The organism is Pseudomonadota bacterium (assembly GCA_039815145.1).
In the GTDB taxonomy this organism is placed as follows: Bacteria; Pseudomonadota; Gammaproteobacteria; order Steroidobacterales; family JBCBZW01; genus JBCBZW01.
In genome coordinates, this window is the sequence record JBCBZW010000007.1 from 17,310 (window position 1) to 33,194 (window position 15,885).

Genomic DNA, 15,885 nt, shown 5'->3' on the forward strand with positions numbered 1-15,885 from the left:
CCTAGCGCGCGACCCTCACCTGGAGGGAGCGGTTGCTCGGCGGTGGCGGGACGTTCGGGGCGCGCAGAGTGATGGCATCGATGCTGTACAGCTGTTCGAGCATCGCCAGGCTCGCCGCGGCTTCTGGTGCGCCGAGGTCCTGGTGGCCGAACAGCTCGCGCGTGGTGCGCTTGCCGTCGATGGCGCGCAGCAGGGCCAGCTTCTCGGGCGAGTTGCTGGTGGTGAAGGTCAGGCCCCCATGGTTCAGGACCAGCGCTTCGTCGCTAACGCTCGTGAGCTTGGCCGCAAGGCCCGCCCCCTCGTCGTCGATCCACGTGGGGCAAAGGTCGGGGTCGTCCACTCGCGCCGCCGTGTCCGGGCGGCGGGTGGCGTAGAAGATGTGGCGCCCGATCTGGCCGTATAGCAGCTCGCCGATGGCGTAGCGCGCGGCCGGCGGGAGCGCCTCGATGATCTCTAGCAGCGCAGGGTCCTGCACGTAGCTACGCGGGTCGTACTGGTGGCGGGTGGTCGGGCTGCCGGGCGGTCCGGGGATGTGCAGATCATGACGGCCCATCCACTCGTAAACCTCAGGAATCGTATAGGCGCGATCCTGCTCGTGGAGGTAGAGGTCGTAGAGGCCGCTGTCGCCGAGTTGACCGACGCCGTCGTTGGTCGGTGCCACGTGTTCGCTGAAGCGTAGCCAATGGTGGGGGTGTAGGGCCCTCAAGGTCTTGCGCAGGTTGTCCAGCTTGCCCTCGCGTGAGGGCGTCTGCGTGTTGACCAGGCGCATGAGCGCTTGCACCTGATAGTGCGCGGTGCGTCCGTACTGGCCGTAGACCATCAGCCCCATGCAGCCCTCGGGCGCGAGTACGCCGAGCAAGGCCCCGAGGCCCGCGTCGGGGTCCGCCAGGTGATGGAGGACGCCGCTGCAGTTGATGTAGTCGAAGTGGCCTAGGTCGTCGGCCTTCGCATCGAGCAGCGACCCGTGGATGAACTGGACGTTGTCGAGGCCGCGCGCCGCGAGCCGTTGTCGGGCCACCTCGATGCTGGCCGCGCTCAGGTCGAGGTGCACGATGCGCGAGGGCGAGTCGCGCAGCTGTTCGGCGAGGTAGACCGTGGAGTCGCCGGTGCCGCCGCCGGCGACCAGCACACCCATGCCGCTCGCAAGGTCGCGGGCGCCGCGGTAGCAGCGTGCGTTGATGCTCGCCAGGTGGTCCGTGGGGACCAGCTTCAGGCGCTGCTTTTCCTGCGCGGGATCGCGCGGCGGGTAGGGCAGGTCTTCGTACTGCTCGCGAACGTGGGGAAGGTAGTTCTGCCTGGCAGACATGGCGGCGCCTCGTCGGTGCCGTGCGCGCCCATGTCCCTAAGCGGCGTGCGCACAAGATGATTGATCAGAGCGCCTGCCTCCAGGCACTCCGGCGAGCCCCGTGGCCTCTAGCGTGCGCCGTAGAGCGTATCCAGGGCTTCGCGGATGCGAGCTCCCCAGTAGGGCGCGCGTCGCGCGGCCTTCTGGCGGTTGTTGAGCGAGTCCCACGCGGGGTCCTCGGCCATGCGGGAGGTCACCTGGTAGAGGTTCAGCACGATGCGGCCGCTCTCATCCACCACGAAGACGCCCGGCGTGCCCGACACGTTGTAGGACGCGGGCACGTCGCCGCCCTCGGGGAAGGCGATGAAGGAATAGCCTTGACGCTCCAGGTACTTCAGGGGGTCGCCGTCTTCGCGGTATGAGATGGCGAAGACGCGCAGGGGCTTCTCGCCCTGGTACTCCTCGAGCATGCTCTGCAGGTGCGGCATCAACGCCTTGCAGTAGGGACACCAGGTGGCCCAGAACAGCACGATGCTGGGGCCCTTCGGGTGTTCCTCGTGGAAGGCGTACTCCTGGCCGGTGGCGTCGGTCAGCCGCCAGTTCGGCGCATCGTTGGCGAAGGTGATCTGGGCACCGAGCAAGCCCACTAGCAGGGCGACGGTGAGCAGCAATGCGCGGGAGCGAGGGGCGATCGATGACATGGGCGCTTCCTTGTCCTTAAGCGGGGTCGGTGCTCTCGCCAATCGAGCGCACCCCATTGGTGACAGTGTCCGCGAGCCCGACGCCGGTTACAACGGTGGACGGCCGCTAGCCGACGGCGGCGGAGACTGGCTCCGGTCCCCCACGTCCGTACAGTTTCACCACGAGATTGGCCTCTAGCTGGGTGAGGCCGCAGTCGCGCATCAGCTGATCCGCGTCGCTGCCCTGCTGCGCGAGCAGGATCTCGCGGGAGAAATCGCGGCCGTCGGGCTGCTCCTGTGGCGTGGCGAGAGCCGCCGAGGGGCCGCGCTGGGGTCGCCGGCGCCGGTTGCGTCGCCGCGCTGGTGCCGCCTCGTTCGCCGCGGTCTCGCTCGGCGCGGCGGCGCTCGCCACCGCGAGTTCCGGCGTGAACGGTGCCGCGTGTTCTCGCAGTGGCCGCAGACGCGGGGCGATCACCAACAGCAGCACCAGGGTGCCGCAGAAGAAGCACAGGCTGGCGAGCACCAGGAGGCTGGCCGCGAGCAGCTCCGGCGTCAGTTGGGCGAGTAGCGATGAGGCGATCGCATCGTTGGGCATGGGGCGGTCCTTTCAGGCGTATTCGTCGATGTGATGGGGAGCCTCGGGAGGCTCGCGATCGTGGTTCTTGCCGGTGTCGTCGTCGGTGGCGGCGGTACTTCGCGGCGGCGACTCGTCTTGCGCTGGTGGGGACTCGGGTTCTTCGCGCGCGCCCCGCCCCCCGCTCTCGCGACGTGGCAACACGGGATTCGTCACGCCGATGGAGCGGATCATCGCTCCCACCTCAGCAGCACTACCAGCAATATCATCGGAGCCTCCTCAGGGCGAGTCGCTCACCCATTCGGTTAGTCGAGTTCGTAGCCGTACCTTGGCTTGCTTGTGTATCTGGGATACGCGGGATTCGGTGACGCCGAGCACCTCACCGATCTCGCGCAGGTTGAGTTCATCGTCGTAGTACAGCGCCATCACCAAGCGTTCGCGTTCGGGCAGGCGCTCAATCTCCTGCGCCAGCACCTTCACGAAGGTGGACTCCTGCAGGTGCTGCAAGGGTCCATCGTGGTCCTCGAGGATGGCTTGGGCGAGGGGCGGATCGTCGTTGATCATGCTGTCGAGGCTGGCGACGCGGGCGCAGGCCGCATCGCGCAGGAGCCGGTGGTAGTCGTCCAGCGGTATGTCCATGCGTTCGGCGACTTCACGATCGCTGACGTCGCGACCCTGCTCGTGCTCCATCTCCGATATCACCCGACTCATCTGGCGCAGCTGACGCCAGAGGGGACGGGGCGCCCAGTCCACTTTGCGCACCTCGTCGAGCATGGCGCCGCGGATGCGGATACCGGCGAAGGTGGTGAAGTTGGCGCCGCCTTCGGACGAGTAGTTTCGCGCTGCCTCGAGCAGGCCGATCATGCCCGCTTGGATCAGATCTTCGACGTCCACCGTGGGCGGCAGACGACCGAGCAGGTGGTAAGCGATTCGCTTCACCAGGCTCGCGTGCTGCAACACCAGGGCGTCACCCGTGAGCGCGACCGGCGCCTCTTGTGCGTCATCGTTAGGCGCTGGCGACTCGCTGTCGAGCGACGGACGGCCGCTCGGCAAGGCGCTATCTCCTTGTGCCAGGTCCATCGCCACTTATCAGACGGCCTCGGCCACGGCGGTCGTGGGCACACGGAGCAGGCGTTCAGCGAAGAACTCCGTATGCCCGCGTGAGCCCGCAGCAGGGCGCCACAGACTCACCTGCTGGGCGAGGTGGCGAAACGCCTGAGCGGCGCGGGAGGAGGGGTAGGCATCGAGGACGTTGATCTGCTGCTGCACGGATTTGCGCAAGTACGGGTCGTGGGGGATGTTGCCAAAGTGGGTCACGGACACATCCAGGAAGCGCTCGCACACCCGGGCGATCTTGGTGTAGAGCTGGTTGCCGTGTTCGGCGCCCGCGGTCATGTTGGTCAACACGCGGGCGTGATCCACCCGGTAGTCGCGGCTCAGCACCTTGATCAGGGCGTAGGCGTCGGTGATGGACCCGGGGTCGTCGCACACGGTCACCACCACATCGCGCGCGGCTTGAGCGAAGCTGGCCACGTTTTCCGACAAGCCCGCCGCCGTGTCGATGATGAGCACATCGACCGGACGGGTGAGCTCGCTGAAGGCGTGGATCAAGCCCGCGCTCTCGCGCGCATCGAGCAGGGCCATGCGCTTGTTGCCCGAGGCGGCCGGCACCAGCGTCATGCCCCAGGGGCCCTCCACGAGCACATCCTCCAGGGAGCACTGGCCTTCGAGGACGTTGCTCAGGGTGTAGCGGGGGTGCAGGCCCAGGTGCACGTCGAGGTTCGCTAAGCCCAGGTCGGCGTCCAGCAGCATGACGCGCCTTCCGCTCATTGCACAGGCGACGCCGAGGTTGGCTGACACGGTGGTCTTGCCCACGCCGCCCTTGCCACTGGTGATGGCGATCACCTGCACCGGTTGGTTACTCGCCACGCGGCGCAGGCCGCTGGCCTGGTCTTCCTGCATCCAACCGCCGTCTTGCTGGGGTTGGCGAGGGGCGTGCTGGTCGTTCGGGTTGCTGTCGCTCGGGTCAGGCACTTTCTCGCACCTCGTCGGTGTCGTCGATCTGATCGCGACATTCCATGTCGGCTTGGTGGAACACTTGGCTTACCAGGCTCAGGCGCTTACTTCGCGCCCAGTGCAGGTCTTCCGGCACGTTCTGACCATTGCTGGTGTAGGCCAGGGGCAGGCCGGTCTCGATCAGCGCGCCCAAGGCGGTGCCGGGTGCGCGTGCCTCGTCCATCTTGGTGAGGACGCAACCGGCGGGCTTGACGTCAGCGAAGCGCTCGATCGTGTCGAGCATCGTGCGTCGTTCCGTGTTGGCACACAGCGTAAGCAAGACTTGAACGTTGGCACGTGACCTGGACAGCAAACTGAGCTCTTCAGCGAGACGTAGATCTCGTTGCCCCATGCCTGCCGTGTCGATCAGTACCAGCCGATGGCGCGCCAAGCGTCGCATCAACGCACTGAAAGTCTTGGGATCATCGGCCTGGAACAGGGGTACGCCGAGGATGCGAGCGAAGGTGTTGAGCTGCTCGTGGGCGCCGACGCGGAAGGTGTCCGTGGTGATGAGGGCCAGGCGGTCACGGCCGTGCTTGAGGGCGAAGCGTGCGGCCAGCTTAGCCACACTCGTCGTTTTTCCGACGCCTGTGGGGCCAACCAGCGCCACCACACCGCCACGGTCGATCACCTCCTGGTCGAGGGTGCGCAGGCGCGCGTTCGCCTGGCCGGCGAGGGCGGGCCAGTCGACGGCCTCGTTGTTCTCGGCTGCTGCGTTGGCCAGTTCCTGCACGAGTGGATCGCTCATGCCCACGCGGTGCAGGGAGCGAAGGTACAGGCGCAGCGTCTGTTGGCGACCCGATTCCGGGGCACCTGCGCGCTGCTCGCTTCGCCCGCGGGCGCGTTCGGGACGGCGCCTGACCCCGGCCAGCACGCTCAGTAGGCCGTTGCCTTTGCCGTTCCCTGATGCGGCTGACGCTGAATCGGAGAGCTCGACCTGATCCTCACGCAGCTCATCGGGGTCCGCTTCGGCCTCGACCTCCGGAGTGGGTTCCGGGTAGTCCTCGATCTCGGCGTAGCGTTGGCGCGTGATACTCGGCCGACGGGGGCTGGGGAACGGTGCCGAGGAGGCGTCCGGCGCCGGGCGCGAGTAGGCCAGTTGTTGCGCGGTCATCGCCTCTTCGAAGGACTCGGGGGAGTCGTCGGCGAAGTCGTCCAGCTCCACCATGTCGTTACGCTCGTCGAAGCCGACGGTATCGCCGGCGCCGTGCTCGCCGGGAGCGTCCCAGTCGACCGTGTCACTGGGGGGCTCACGCTCCTCGTCGATCAGTGACAGTTCGACGGTAGCCTCCGGCCCTTCGCGCCATAGGGTCATGGCCACCGGGCGTGGCCCGAAGCCGTCGTCGAAGGCCTGCTCTACGCCGTCGCGGCCGCCGTGTCGCACGGCGGCGGTGGGCGGCGCAGTGGTCGGTGGCGGCTGCGTCGGCAGGAGAATCTCGGAGGATTCTGCCGCCGCTGCTGCCGGGCGCGGCGTGGCGCGTCGCTTCTTCTTGGCGGGTGCTTGTGCCGCAGCCTTGGTCGCCGTGCTCGGCTTGGCTGAGCCATTGGTTGAACTCTGGGCCGTGGCGCTGCGTCGCTTGGCCGTGCTCTTGCTGGCGCTTGCGGTCTTGCGCGTCGTGGTGCTCGTGCGCCGGGTACGTCGCGTGGTGCTGGTGCTGCTACTGGTGCTGGCGGTGCTCGCCTTGCGTCGTGCGGGCGGTTTTTCGGCGGCATCGTCCGCCGTCGCGGTGGCCCGCTTGGCCGTCGCGGTGGCCGGCTTCGCAGCGGCACTCGAGGACGGCGGCGAAGGCAATCGCAGGGACTTGCCATCGGAGCGTCGGGCTGGGCTCGGCGGTGCTTCCGGGCGTTCGGCGCTAGGTGCTGACGCGCCGTCGGCGGCCGCCTGGGCCTGCTCGGGGTTGGCGCCCAGGGCGTGATCGATCAGGCGCGGGTCGTAGTCCACCGCCGCGATGATCTCGATACCGCCAGGCACCTGCTGGTTGGAGAGGATCACCGCGTCGGGACCTTGCTCGTCCCGAACCAGGCGGATGGCATGTTTCATGTCGCGGGCGACAAATCGCTTGATGTGCATTTAGTGTTCTCAGGCTCCAACCGCGGCAACCATGCGCAGACGCTTGTCGTCCGGCACTTCGTTCACCGCCAGTACGTTCAGATTCGGTAGCTGGTGTCGCAACAGGCGCGATAGCCAACTCCTGATCGTCGGGCTCACCAACACCACTGCCGGTTCGCCTGCCATCTCCTGGCGTTGGGCGGACTCGGCGAGGCTACGGTGCAGTCGCTCGGCGAGGTTCGGCTCGATGCCGCCGCCTTGTCCGCTCTGCAGGTTCTCTTGCAACATGCGTTCCAGTTTTGGCTCCAGCGTGATGACAGGCAGTTCTTCCCGCATTCCATTGATGCGTTGGACGATGGAACGCCCCATGGCGACCCGCACCATGGCCGCCAGAGCGGCGGGTTCTTGACTGCGCGGCGCGTGTTCCGCCATCGCTTCGGCGATTCTCTTGAAGTTGGTGATGGGGATGCGCTCGGCGAGTAACTCCTGCAGCGTGCGCACGAAGGCGCCCATGGACAGGGCCTTGGGCACCAGGTCCTCCACCAGCTTCGGTGAGCTTTGCGCCAGGCGGTCGAGGAGGTGTTGGGCCTCGTCGTAGCCGAAGAGCTCGTTGGCGTGCGTCGTCAAGATCTGTGTGAGGTGGGTGGCGACCACGGTGGCGGCATCGACCACGGAGTAGCCGAGGGTCTGGGCGCGTTCGCGCTCCGAGGGATCGATCCACACCGCGTCCAAGCCGAAGGCGGGCTCCTTGGTCTTTTGTCCGGGAATCGGCTTGACCGTGTCGTTCGGTGCGATGGCGAGTTCTTTGTTGGGGAAGATCTCGCCCTCACCGATCGGCACGTCCAGGAGCTTGATCCGGTAAGCGTTGGGGTTGAGCTCGAGGTTGTCGCGGATGTGCACGGGCTGCACCAGGAAGCCCAGCTCCTGGGTGAACTTCTTGCGTACGCCCTTGATCTTGTTCATGAGCTCGCCGCCCTGGCGCTTGTCCACCATGCCGATCAGGCGGAAGCCCACCTCCAGACCCAGGGCATCGACATCGGACACATCGTCCCAGGACAGCTCCGGCGGTTTCGGCGCTTCCGTGGGAGCTTCCTGCTCGGCTGCGGCCGCTTGCTCCGCCGCGGTCGGCTGCCGATTGAGCAGCCATGCGCCGGTGCCACAGGCGGCGGCTAAACCTAAGAACACCACGTTTGGCATGCCGGGGATGAGCCCCAGCAGGCCGAGCACCCCAGCGGTGACGCCGAGCGTGCGGGAGTTACCGAGCAGCTGCTTCACCACCTGCTCGCCCATGTCCTGGGAGCCGGACATGCGGGTGACGATGATGGCGACGGCGGTCGAGAGCAGCAACGAGGGGATCTGGGCCACCAGACCGTCGCCGATCGTGAGCAGTGTGTAGTACTCGAGCGCCTGGCCGAAGGGCATGCCGTGCTGGAGGGGGCCGATGGCGATGCCGCCGATGATGTTGATGAAGAGGATCAGGATGCCCGCGGTCGCATCGCCACGAACGAATTTGCTAGCACCGTCCATGGAGCCGTAGAAGTCTGCCTCCTGGCGAATTTCCTCGCGCCGCTGACGTGCTTCGTCCTGGGTGACCAGACCTGCGTTCAAGTCGGCGTCGATGGCCATCTGGCGACCGGGCATGGCGTCCAAGGTGAAGCGTGCGCTCACCTCCGAGATGCGCCCGGCGCCCTTGGTCACCACGATGAAGTTGATGATCACCAGGATGGCGAAGACCACCAGGCCCACGGCGAAGTTGCCGCCCACCACGAAGTCCCCGAAGGCCTCGATCACCCGGCCGGCGGCGCCCGTGCCATTGTGGCCGTTGAGCAGTACCACGCGGGTCGAGGCCACGTTGAGCGCGAGGCGCAGCAAGGTGGCGATCAACAGCACGGTCGGGAACACCCCGAGGTCCAGGGGGCGGTTGGCGTAGATCACCGCGAGGACGATCACCAGGGACAAGGTGATGTTGAAGGTGAACAGCAGATCCAGCGCCATGGGCGGCAGGGGCAGCACCATCATGCTGAGCATCAAGATCAGCAGAATCGGCACACCCGCGCCCTGGCGTAGCTGGCGGGCGACACGCTCGAGGAGTTCCATCAGTCCTCATCCTCTCTAGGTGGGTCACCGGCGGTGACATCAGGTGGCAGCTCGATATCGGGTACGTCGGGCATGGGGATCTCGTAACGTCGCGCTCGGCGCAGGGCGTAGATGTAGGACAGCACCTGGGCGACGGCTTGGTAGAGGGCGCGCGGGATCTCCTCGCCGATGTCCGTGTGACGGTTGAGCGCCCGCGCCAGGGGTGGCGCTTCGAACAGCGGGACCCGATGTTCCTCGGCAATCTCGCGAATGCGCGCGGCCACCATGTCCGTGCCCTTGGCAACCACCTTCGGTGCGCCCATGTCGTCTTCGTAGCGCAGGGCGACGGCGACGTGGGTCGGGTTGGTCACCACCACGTCCGCATGGGGCACCTCCTCCATCATCCGCCCGCGTGCCAGCTGCTGCTGCAACTGGCGAATTCGCGACTTCACTTCGGGGCGTCCGTCTGTCTCCTTCGCCTCATCGCGCACTTCCTTGAGGGTCATCTTCAGCTTGCGAGTGAAGTCCCAGAGCTGAAACGGCACGTCGATCGCGGCGATCAGGGCGAGGCTCGCGCTCAGCAGGAGTAGCGACAGGAGGCACAGCCGGATGGCGTTGCCAAGGGCCGTATTCACCGGTTGCATACTGAGGCCAACAATTTGGGGGGCGAGCTGATTCAGCAGCAGCACGGCGACACCGCCGACCAGCAGGAACTTCGCCATCGCTTTCATCAGCTCTACGAAGTTCTTCGGCGCGAAGAGACGCTTGAAGCCCTTGATCGGGTCGAGCTTCTCGAGCTTGGGCTCGAGGGCCTTCAGGGTAAAGTTCCAGCCCCCTAGCATGATCGGGCCCACAAAGGCGGCGAAGGTGCAGAGCAGAAGAAACGGCGTGAGCGCCAGCAACCCTCGGATGATGTTGCCTTGAAGCGAGCGCATCAGATAGGTAGGGTCACCGAGCTGTGCCGCGCGGGGTGAGAATTGCTCGCGGAAGATGTCGAGGATGGTGTCCTGCAGGCCACCCCCAAAGAGCATCAAGCCCACCGCGCCCGCCATGGTGACGAGCATGGTGGAGAGTTCCCGTGAGCGGGGGACGTTACCCTTCTCCCGTGCCTCGCGTAGGCGTTTCGGGGTTGGGTCTTCGGTTTTCTCCTGACCGTCTTCGTTCTCAGCCATGGTTGGTTAGCCTGGATTGTTCATGAGTCTTCGTCGCGAGGGCGACGAGACGCGGGAAAACACGGTGTGGCGCGCAGTGGAAGGCGCGCAGGCGTACTCGACAGTACGTTGAGCACCTGGAATGAGCACGCACCGTGTTTTCCCGTGTATCGGCGGCCGCAGCAGATGACTCATGAATAATCCAGGCTAGGGTCGCAGGATCTCGGCGAGCAGCTGGAAGGACACCTCCAGCAGGTGTATCAGTGCGCCCTGCGTGGACGGCAGGCTGACCAGGATGATGGCGAAGCCCATGACCAGGCTGATGGGGAAACCGATCGCAAACATGTTGAGCGACGGTGCCGCGCGCGAGATCACGCCGAAGGCGATGTTGACGATGAGCAGGGCGCTCACGGCGGGCAGGGCGATCTGCAGGGCGCCGCCGAACATGGTGCTGGCGAAGGAGATCAACTCCCAGAGCAGATCCTGACCTGATTGCAGATTCTCGGGCACCACCACGGGCATCGACTGAAAGCTCTGGGCGAGCACTTCCAGCAACATCAGGTGGCCGTTGATGGCGAGGTAGGTGAGCGTCGCCAGGATGAGGTAGAACTGGCTCAACACCGGCACGGATACGCCCCGTTCCGGATCCAGAAAGGTGGCGAAGCCGAGTCCCATGGACATGGCGGCGGTCTCGCCGGCCACCACCATGGCATCGAACACCAGCTGCACCACGAAGCCGAGCAGCATGCCGATGAGCAGCTGCTGCCCCGTGAGCAGGAACCCCGCGGGGCTCATCAGCGGCACGTCGGGCATCGGCGGTAGGGCGGGCCCGATCAGTGCGGTCAAGCTCACCACCAGCAGCAGCTTCACCCGCTGCGGAATGTTGCGACTGTTGAACAGCGGGGCGACGGCCACCAGCCCACCGATGCGCACGAACGGCCAGAAGTAGGCGTTCACCAACGCGAGCAGGAGGTCTTCGCTGAAGAACATTCACGCGATGCCTTAGGTCAGCCCGAGGTAGCGCGGGATGTTCAGGAACAGGCGCTGGGTGAAGTCCACGATCACGTGCAGCATCCAGGGGCCGGCGATCAGGATGGTGATGCCGAGCACGATCAGCTTCGGGATGAACGACAGGGTCATCTCCTGGATCTGCGTGGCGGCCTGGAACATGCCGATCAGCAGGCCCGCGGCGAGCGCCGAGAGCAGCATCGGCGCGGCCAGCATGGCAGTGGTCTGCAGCGCTCGTTGGGCGACGGCGATGACGGTTTCCGGATCCATTCGCTACACCACGAAACTGATGGCGAGGGTTTCGACCAGCAGGGTCCACCCATCGACCAGCACGAACAGCATGATCTTGAAGGGCAGGGAGATGAGCATCGGGGAGAGCATCATCATGCCCATGGACATGAGCACGCTGGAGACCACCAGGTCGATCACCAGGAAGGGGATGAACACCAGGAAGCCGATCTGAAAGGCGGTCTTGAGCTCGCTGGTCACGAAGGCGGGCACCAGCATGCGAAGCGGTACGTCCTGCGGCGTAGCGAACTGGCTGACGCCGCCGATGCGAGCGAAGGTGGCGAGATCGGTCTCGCGGGTCTGGCTCAACATGAAGTCGCGCAGGGGCGCGAGGGCGGCGGGCAGGGCCTGCTGGATCGGCATGCTGCCGTCGAGGTAAGGGCCTACACCTGTGCGCCAGGCCGTGTCTGCCACCGGGGCCATGATGAACAGGGTCAGGAACAGGGCGAGGCCGAGCAACACCTGGTTGGGCGGCGACTGGGCCGTGCCGAGGGCCTGGCGCAGGATGGCGAGGACGATGATGATGCGGGTGAAGGACGTCATGCTGAGCACTACTGCGGGCAGCAGTGTCAGCAGGGTCATCAGCACCAGCACCTGGATGGTGAGCGAGTAGGTCTGCTCGCCATCGGCGCCGCCCACGGTAAGGGCTGGCAGGCCTGGGGCCTCCTGGGCTCCCACGGCGCTTGCCAGGAGCGTCAGGGCAAGGCCGAGCAAGGCTGCAAGTTGCTGTCGTCGTGGTGTCGATAGCATCGAGAAGGCTTACCTTTTCAATAGGCTGGCGAAGGGGCTTGCGGCGGCGGGTGCCACCGGCTCAGCGCTCGCGGGTGTCGCGTCGTCGCTTGCGGCTACCGCCGGGTCCAGTACGTGCAGGGTCTGCACGCGGCCCGGCGCTAGCCCGAGTACGAGTTGGGTGGACCCCACCTGGACCAGCGCCACGCGCTCGCGGGCGCCCACGGGAAGCACGTCTAAGACCTGCAGCGCCCGACCGCCTCGCCTGGGTTGCAGGCGATGCAGCCGCCGCGACAACCACCCGAGGGCCACGATCACCAGCAGCACCAGGGCGAGGCTCGCCAGCAGCTGGGCCGAGCTGCCCGGGGTGAGGAGGTCATCGCCTGCCAGGGCGGGGACGGGCGTCGAGGATTCGGCGCCGGTATTCGCAAAGAGTGGCGTGGTGGCCGAGTCTCCCGGTGCTGCCGGCGGCTCGCTGGCAGGTGCCTGCTCGGTGCCTTGGCTGTCGCTTCCCTGCGCCATGGTCAGGTCAGGCGACGGATGCGTTCACCCGCACTCACCACGTCGGTGAGACGGATGCCGAAGCGCTCGTTCACCATCACCGGCTCGCCCTGGGCCACCAGCGTGTCGTTGACCAACAGGGACATCGGCTGCGTTACCAGTTGATCGAGCTCGACCACCGAGCCGCGATTGAGCTTCAGCAGCTCGCGCAAACTCAAGCGCGTGCGGCCGACTTCCACGGTCAGGGTCACGGGCACGTCGAGGATCATCTCGAGCTTGAGATCCCCAGGGCCGTTGCGATCGCCCTGGTCGCGAAGCTCCTCGAAGGAAGCCGGTTCGCCTGCGAACGCCTCCTCCTCCTCGTCCTCCAGGACTTCGTCGGCGGTGCGCGCCTCCTCTTCTTCGGCACCCGCGGTTGCCTCATCCTCGGCGCGTGCGTCGTCCTCGTCGTCCTCTGGCAGATCTTCGGGGGCTGTCGATTCGTTCATCGCTCCAACGCTCTCCTGGTGGTCTTCGGTAAGGCCGTGCGGTCGGCGACGGCGGAGAGCATCATTGCCTTACGCTCTCGTGAGGTGCCGATACGGCCGATGAACAGCGGTTGTTCGCCGGAGACGGCGGTGACGGTCTGATCGAATTCGACCTCCATCACGTCGCCGCTCTGCATGTCGATCATGTCGCGGAAGCTCGCCGGCACCTCGGCCAGGGACACCTGCACATCCAACTCCACGTCGAGCAGGGTTTCGCGGAGGGCTTCGCGCCACTCTTCAACGTGGTCGTCGGGACGGTACTCGGTGCCCGTGAGCCGCGCCTCGATGGGCTGCATCGTGGCGTGGGGAATGACGATGTTGATGGTGGCCTTCTGACTGGCGAATTCGACCTCGAAGCGCGAGGCGAGGAGCATCGTCGAGGAGGGCATCATCTCGAGGTAGCGAGCGTCGAACTCGAGGCTCTCCACGCTGACCTCGATGGGTTCCACTTCCTCCCACGTCTTACTCAGGTCGGAGAGGATCAGCTCCTGACAGGTTTGCAGCAGCAGTCGCTCACTGCGCGTGAAGGCACGTTGCTGGGAGAGCACAGGTGGGCGACAGGGGCCACCGAAGCGCGAGTCGACACCCAGGTAGAGGAAGGCCGTGTCCATCACCATCAGGGCCTTGCCCGGGAGGGGGGAAAGATCGAGCACGTGGATCGCGCTCGGCACGCTCAGGCCTGAGGTGTAGTCGAGGTAGGACTCGCGGTAGAGCCCCGCGAAGCGCACCGCACCGAGGGCGGGGAACACGGACTTCAGCGACTCGGACAGGCGGGTCGCCAGGCGCTCGTTGATGCGCTCGAGCACCGGCCACTGGCCGGTCACGAGGTGGTCGTAGGCGGCGTAGTCGATGGGCACCACCTGGCCGCGCGGACGCATACCCGTGTCGGTGGAGACGGAGCCGTCTTCGATACCCTCGAGCAGCGCTTCGGTCTCCTGCTCGGTGAGCAAGTCATTCATGCGTCGACGGCCCTACTGCGCGACGAAGGAAGTGAAGTAGGCCTCTTCCACGGTCATACCGTCGACGTAGGGCTCCAGCACCGCTTGCACCTCCTCGAGCACCTTCATGCGCAGCATCTCCTTGGCGTCACGGGTGTTGACGTCGTCGCCGGCGTGGGTGGAGAACATCAGCAGCAGGTTGTTGCGGATCGCGGCCTTGTGCGTCTGCAAGGCGTCGATGACCTTCTGATCGCGGGCCATCAGTTCGATCGAGACCTGGAGAAAGTCGGCGTCGGCCCCCTCCAGGTTAGCGATAAGGGGCGGGTTCAGCGCGTGGTAGAGCGGTGGCGCGTCTACCACCTGCGCGGCGGCCCCATCGTCCGAAGGCATGCTGACCTTCGGCGGGAACACGATGGTGGTCACGATGTTGCTGACCGTGACGAGGGCGAAGATGCCCACCCCGGCGATCAACATGTCCATCATCTTGTTAGGGGGTTTCGGGGTATCTTCAGCGGCTTCTTCGTTTGCCATGGGTCCTGCCAAGGTTTGAGTGAATGCTCCGCTGCTGACACAGCAACATCCGTGCCACGCAGGTAATGCACGGCTTTTGGCAGGATTTCGGCGCTTGCGCCGTCAGGTGGTGGCGGCGCACTGGCGCATCGGTGTGACGCAGTTCACGCGGTGCCGGAAACCCGGCGCCTCGGGTGGCGTCGTCGTCAGGAAGCTCAGTCGCGGGGGGAGCTCAGGCGCAGCCGGATGGGGCCGCGGAAGCGGCCGGGGTCGACCACGCGCCCGCCTTGGAGAATCTCGAGTTCACCGCGTTGAGCGAGGCGCCTGGCCGCCTGGCGAACGGGCTCCATGTGCGCGCGCCAGGCGTCTTCGGCGTAGCGTTGGCGGGCCACCTCGCTCGGGCAGCAGCTCGCGCCCGCGCGGCGATTGCCCAGCAGCTCGAGGATGGCTTCCTCGAGCGACTCGGTCTCCCCGCCCGTGCCGCGGCCGCGACACGCCGCCGAGCAGTAGCGCACCTGCTCCCAGTCTCGCGCCCACTTACGCCGCCAGGAGAAGGGGCGACCGCAGGCGACGCAGATCTTGTCCGGCGGTGGCGCGGGCATAGGCGACGGACGGCTAGCTCAGGCGCTCGTCGACGAGGTGGGATGAGCGACCAGCATGTAGTTGATGATCAGCGAGTCGGTGAGGCTGAACTTGCGCGTGAGCGGGTTGACCCGCACGCCCTTGCGCTCGGTGACGGTGTAGCCGCTGTCCGTGAGCATGCCTTCGAGTTCGCGGGGCGTGGGGAACTTGCGCCAATCGTGGGTGCCACGCGGTAGCCATCGCAGCACGTATTCGGCGCCCACGATGGCGCTGAGGAAGGAGATGGGATTGCGATTGATCGTTGATACGAACATCAGTCCATCGTCGCGGACGAGAGCGCAGCAGTGGGACATGAAGGCCGGCAGGTCGACCACGTGCTCGACCACCTCCATGTTCAGCACCACATCGTAGGGGGCCGCTGCGCGGGCCGTGAGCGCTTCCACCGAGCCGTGTTCGTAGCGCAGGTTGGCGGCGAGTTCGGGCGGTCGGTGACGCTCGGCGATTCGCACGTTGCGCTCCACCACGTCCACCCCGTGGACCTCGGCGCCGAGGCGCGCCATGGCCTCGCTCAGCAGGCCGCCGCCACACCCGATGTCCAGCATGCGCACGCCCTTCAGCGGCGCTGCGCCCTCGGCGCGACCGCCCCGGTGTGCGCTCACCACGTCGCGGATGTAGTCCGTGCGCACGGTATTCAACTTATGCAGGGGCCAGAAGGGGCCGGTGGGGTCCCACCAGGTGTCGGCCAGCTGCTCGAACTTGGCCATCTCCCGCGGATCAGCGCTCGCTACCATCGCTCAGGTCTCCCGTTCGCGGCGAGGCAGACACAGCAGGGCTGCCGGCGCGCCGTCTGGCGGATAAAAAGAAGGCGCCGCGGCGTGGTCGCCGGGGCGCCTTTAATGCTGTTACCGCCATAAAAAGCTATAACGCTAAG

General features: G+C 66.2%; 18 protein-coding genes. All 18 read right to left on the reverse strand.

Annotated features, from left to right (window positions below):
- Position 1 precedes the first annotated feature (1 nt).
- Entirely contained in the window at positions 2–1,306 is a 1,305-nt protein-coding gene (locus tag AAF184_03560; protein MEO0421386.1) for a class I SAM-dependent methyltransferase, read from the reverse strand.
- Positions 1,307–1,413: 107 nt separating this feature from the next.
- Positions 1,414–1,986 (reverse strand): TlpA disulfide reductase family protein, encoded by a 573-nt coding sequence (locus tag AAF184_03565; protein MEO0421387.1) that lies wholly within the window; start codon positions 1,984–1,986, stop codon positions 1,414–1,416.
- 106 nt (positions 1,987–2,092) lie between these two features.
- Complete coding sequence (locus AAF184_03570) at positions 2,093–2,560, reverse strand: DUF2802 domain-containing protein (protein ID MEO0421388.1); 468 nt, start codon at positions 2,558–2,560, stop codon at positions 2,093–2,095.
- A 12-nt stretch (positions 2,561–2,572) separates the two neighbouring features.
- Entirely contained in the window at positions 2,573–2,773 is a 201-nt protein-coding gene (locus AAF184_03575; GenBank protein MEO0421389.1) for a hypothetical protein, read from the reverse strand.
- Between the two features lie 45 nt (positions 2,774–2,818).
- Positions 2,819–3,592, reverse strand: a complete 774-nt coding sequence (locus tag AAF184_03580) for an RNA polymerase sigma factor FliA (protein ID MEO0421390.1) — start codon at positions 3,590–3,592, stop codon at positions 2,819–2,821.
- A gap of 36 nt (positions 3,593–3,628) precedes the next feature.
- Positions 3,629–4,573, reverse strand: coding sequence for a MinD/ParA family protein (locus AAF184_03585; protein ID MEO0421391.1), 945 nt, complete (start codon positions 4,571–4,573; stop codon positions 3,629–3,631).
- The gene (locus AAF184_03590; protein MEO0421392.1) at positions 4,566–6,665 is read right to left on the reverse strand and encodes an AAA family ATPase; all 2,100 of its coding nucleotides are present in this window, start codon (positions 6,663–6,665) and stop codon (positions 4,566–4,568) included. The genes AAF184_03585 and AAF184_03590 overlap by 8 nt, the downstream gene beginning before the upstream one ends.
- Positions 6,666–6,674: 9 nt before the next feature.
- Positions 6,675–8,741, reverse strand: coding sequence for a flagellar biosynthesis protein FlhA (gene flhA, locus AAF184_03595; GenBank protein ID MEO0421393.1), 2,067 nt, complete (start codon positions 8,739–8,741; stop codon positions 6,675–6,677).
- The gene (gene flhB / locus AAF184_03600; protein ID MEO0421394.1) at positions 8,741–9,892 is read right to left on the reverse strand and encodes a flagellar biosynthesis protein FlhB; all 1,152 of its coding nucleotides are present in this window, start codon (positions 9,890–9,892) and stop codon (positions 8,741–8,743) included. The genes flhA and flhB overlap by 1 nt, the downstream gene beginning before the upstream one ends.
- Before the next feature lie 186 nt (positions 9,893–10,078).
- Positions 10,079–10,861, reverse strand: a complete 783-nt coding sequence (gene fliR / locus AAF184_03605) for a flagellar biosynthetic protein FliR (protein ID MEO0421395.1) — start codon at positions 10,859–10,861, stop codon at positions 10,079–10,081.
- Between the two features lie 12 nt (positions 10,862–10,873).
- Positions 10,874–11,149 (reverse strand): flagellar biosynthesis protein FliQ, encoded by a 276-nt coding sequence (gene fliQ, locus AAF184_03610; GenBank protein ID MEO0421396.1) that lies wholly within the window; start codon positions 11,147–11,149, stop codon positions 10,874–10,876.
- Between the two features lie 3 nt (positions 11,150–11,152).
- Entirely contained in the window at positions 11,153–11,917 is a 765-nt protein-coding gene (gene fliP, locus AAF184_03615; GenBank protein MEO0421397.1) for a flagellar type III secretion system pore protein FliP, read from the reverse strand.
- A 9-nt stretch (positions 11,918–11,926) separates the two neighbouring features.
- On the reverse strand, positions 11,927–12,418 hold the full coding sequence (gene fliO / locus AAF184_03620) for a flagellar biosynthetic protein FliO (protein ID MEO0421398.1): 492 nt from the start codon (positions 12,416–12,418) through the stop codon (positions 11,927–11,929).
- Positions 12,419–12,420: 2 nt separating this feature from the next.
- On the reverse strand, positions 12,421–12,885 hold the full coding sequence (gene fliN, locus AAF184_03625) for a flagellar motor switch protein FliN (protein MEO0421399.1): 465 nt from the start codon (positions 12,883–12,885) through the stop codon (positions 12,421–12,423).
- Positions 12,882–13,883: a FliM/FliN family flagellar motor switch protein gene (locus tag AAF184_03630; protein MEO0421400.1), complete on the reverse strand. Its 1,002-nt coding sequence runs from the start codon at positions 13,881–13,883 to the stop codon at positions 12,882–12,884. The genes fliN and AAF184_03630 overlap by 4 nt, the downstream gene beginning before the upstream one ends.
- A 12-nt stretch (positions 13,884–13,895) precedes the next feature.
- Entirely contained in the window at positions 13,896–14,393 is a 498-nt protein-coding gene (locus AAF184_03635) for a flagellar basal body-associated FliL family protein (protein ID MEO0421401.1), read from the reverse strand.
- Between the two features lie 194 nt (positions 14,394–14,587).
- Positions 14,588–14,974 carry a DUF2256 and DUF3253 domain-containing protein gene (locus AAF184_03640; GenBank protein MEO0421402.1) on the reverse strand — a complete coding sequence of 129 codons (387 nt, stop codon included), beginning with the start codon at positions 14,972–14,974 and terminating at the stop codon, positions 14,588–14,590.
- An 18-nt stretch (positions 14,975–14,992) separates the two neighbouring features.
- Positions 14,993–15,745 carry a bifunctional 2-polyprenyl-6-hydroxyphenol methylase/3-demethylubiquinol 3-O-methyltransferase UbiG gene (gene ubiG / locus AAF184_03645; protein ID MEO0421403.1) on the reverse strand — a complete coding sequence of 251 codons (753 nt, stop codon included), beginning with the start codon at positions 15,743–15,745 and terminating at the stop codon, positions 14,993–14,995.
- Positions 15,746–15,885 lie beyond the last annotated feature (140 nt).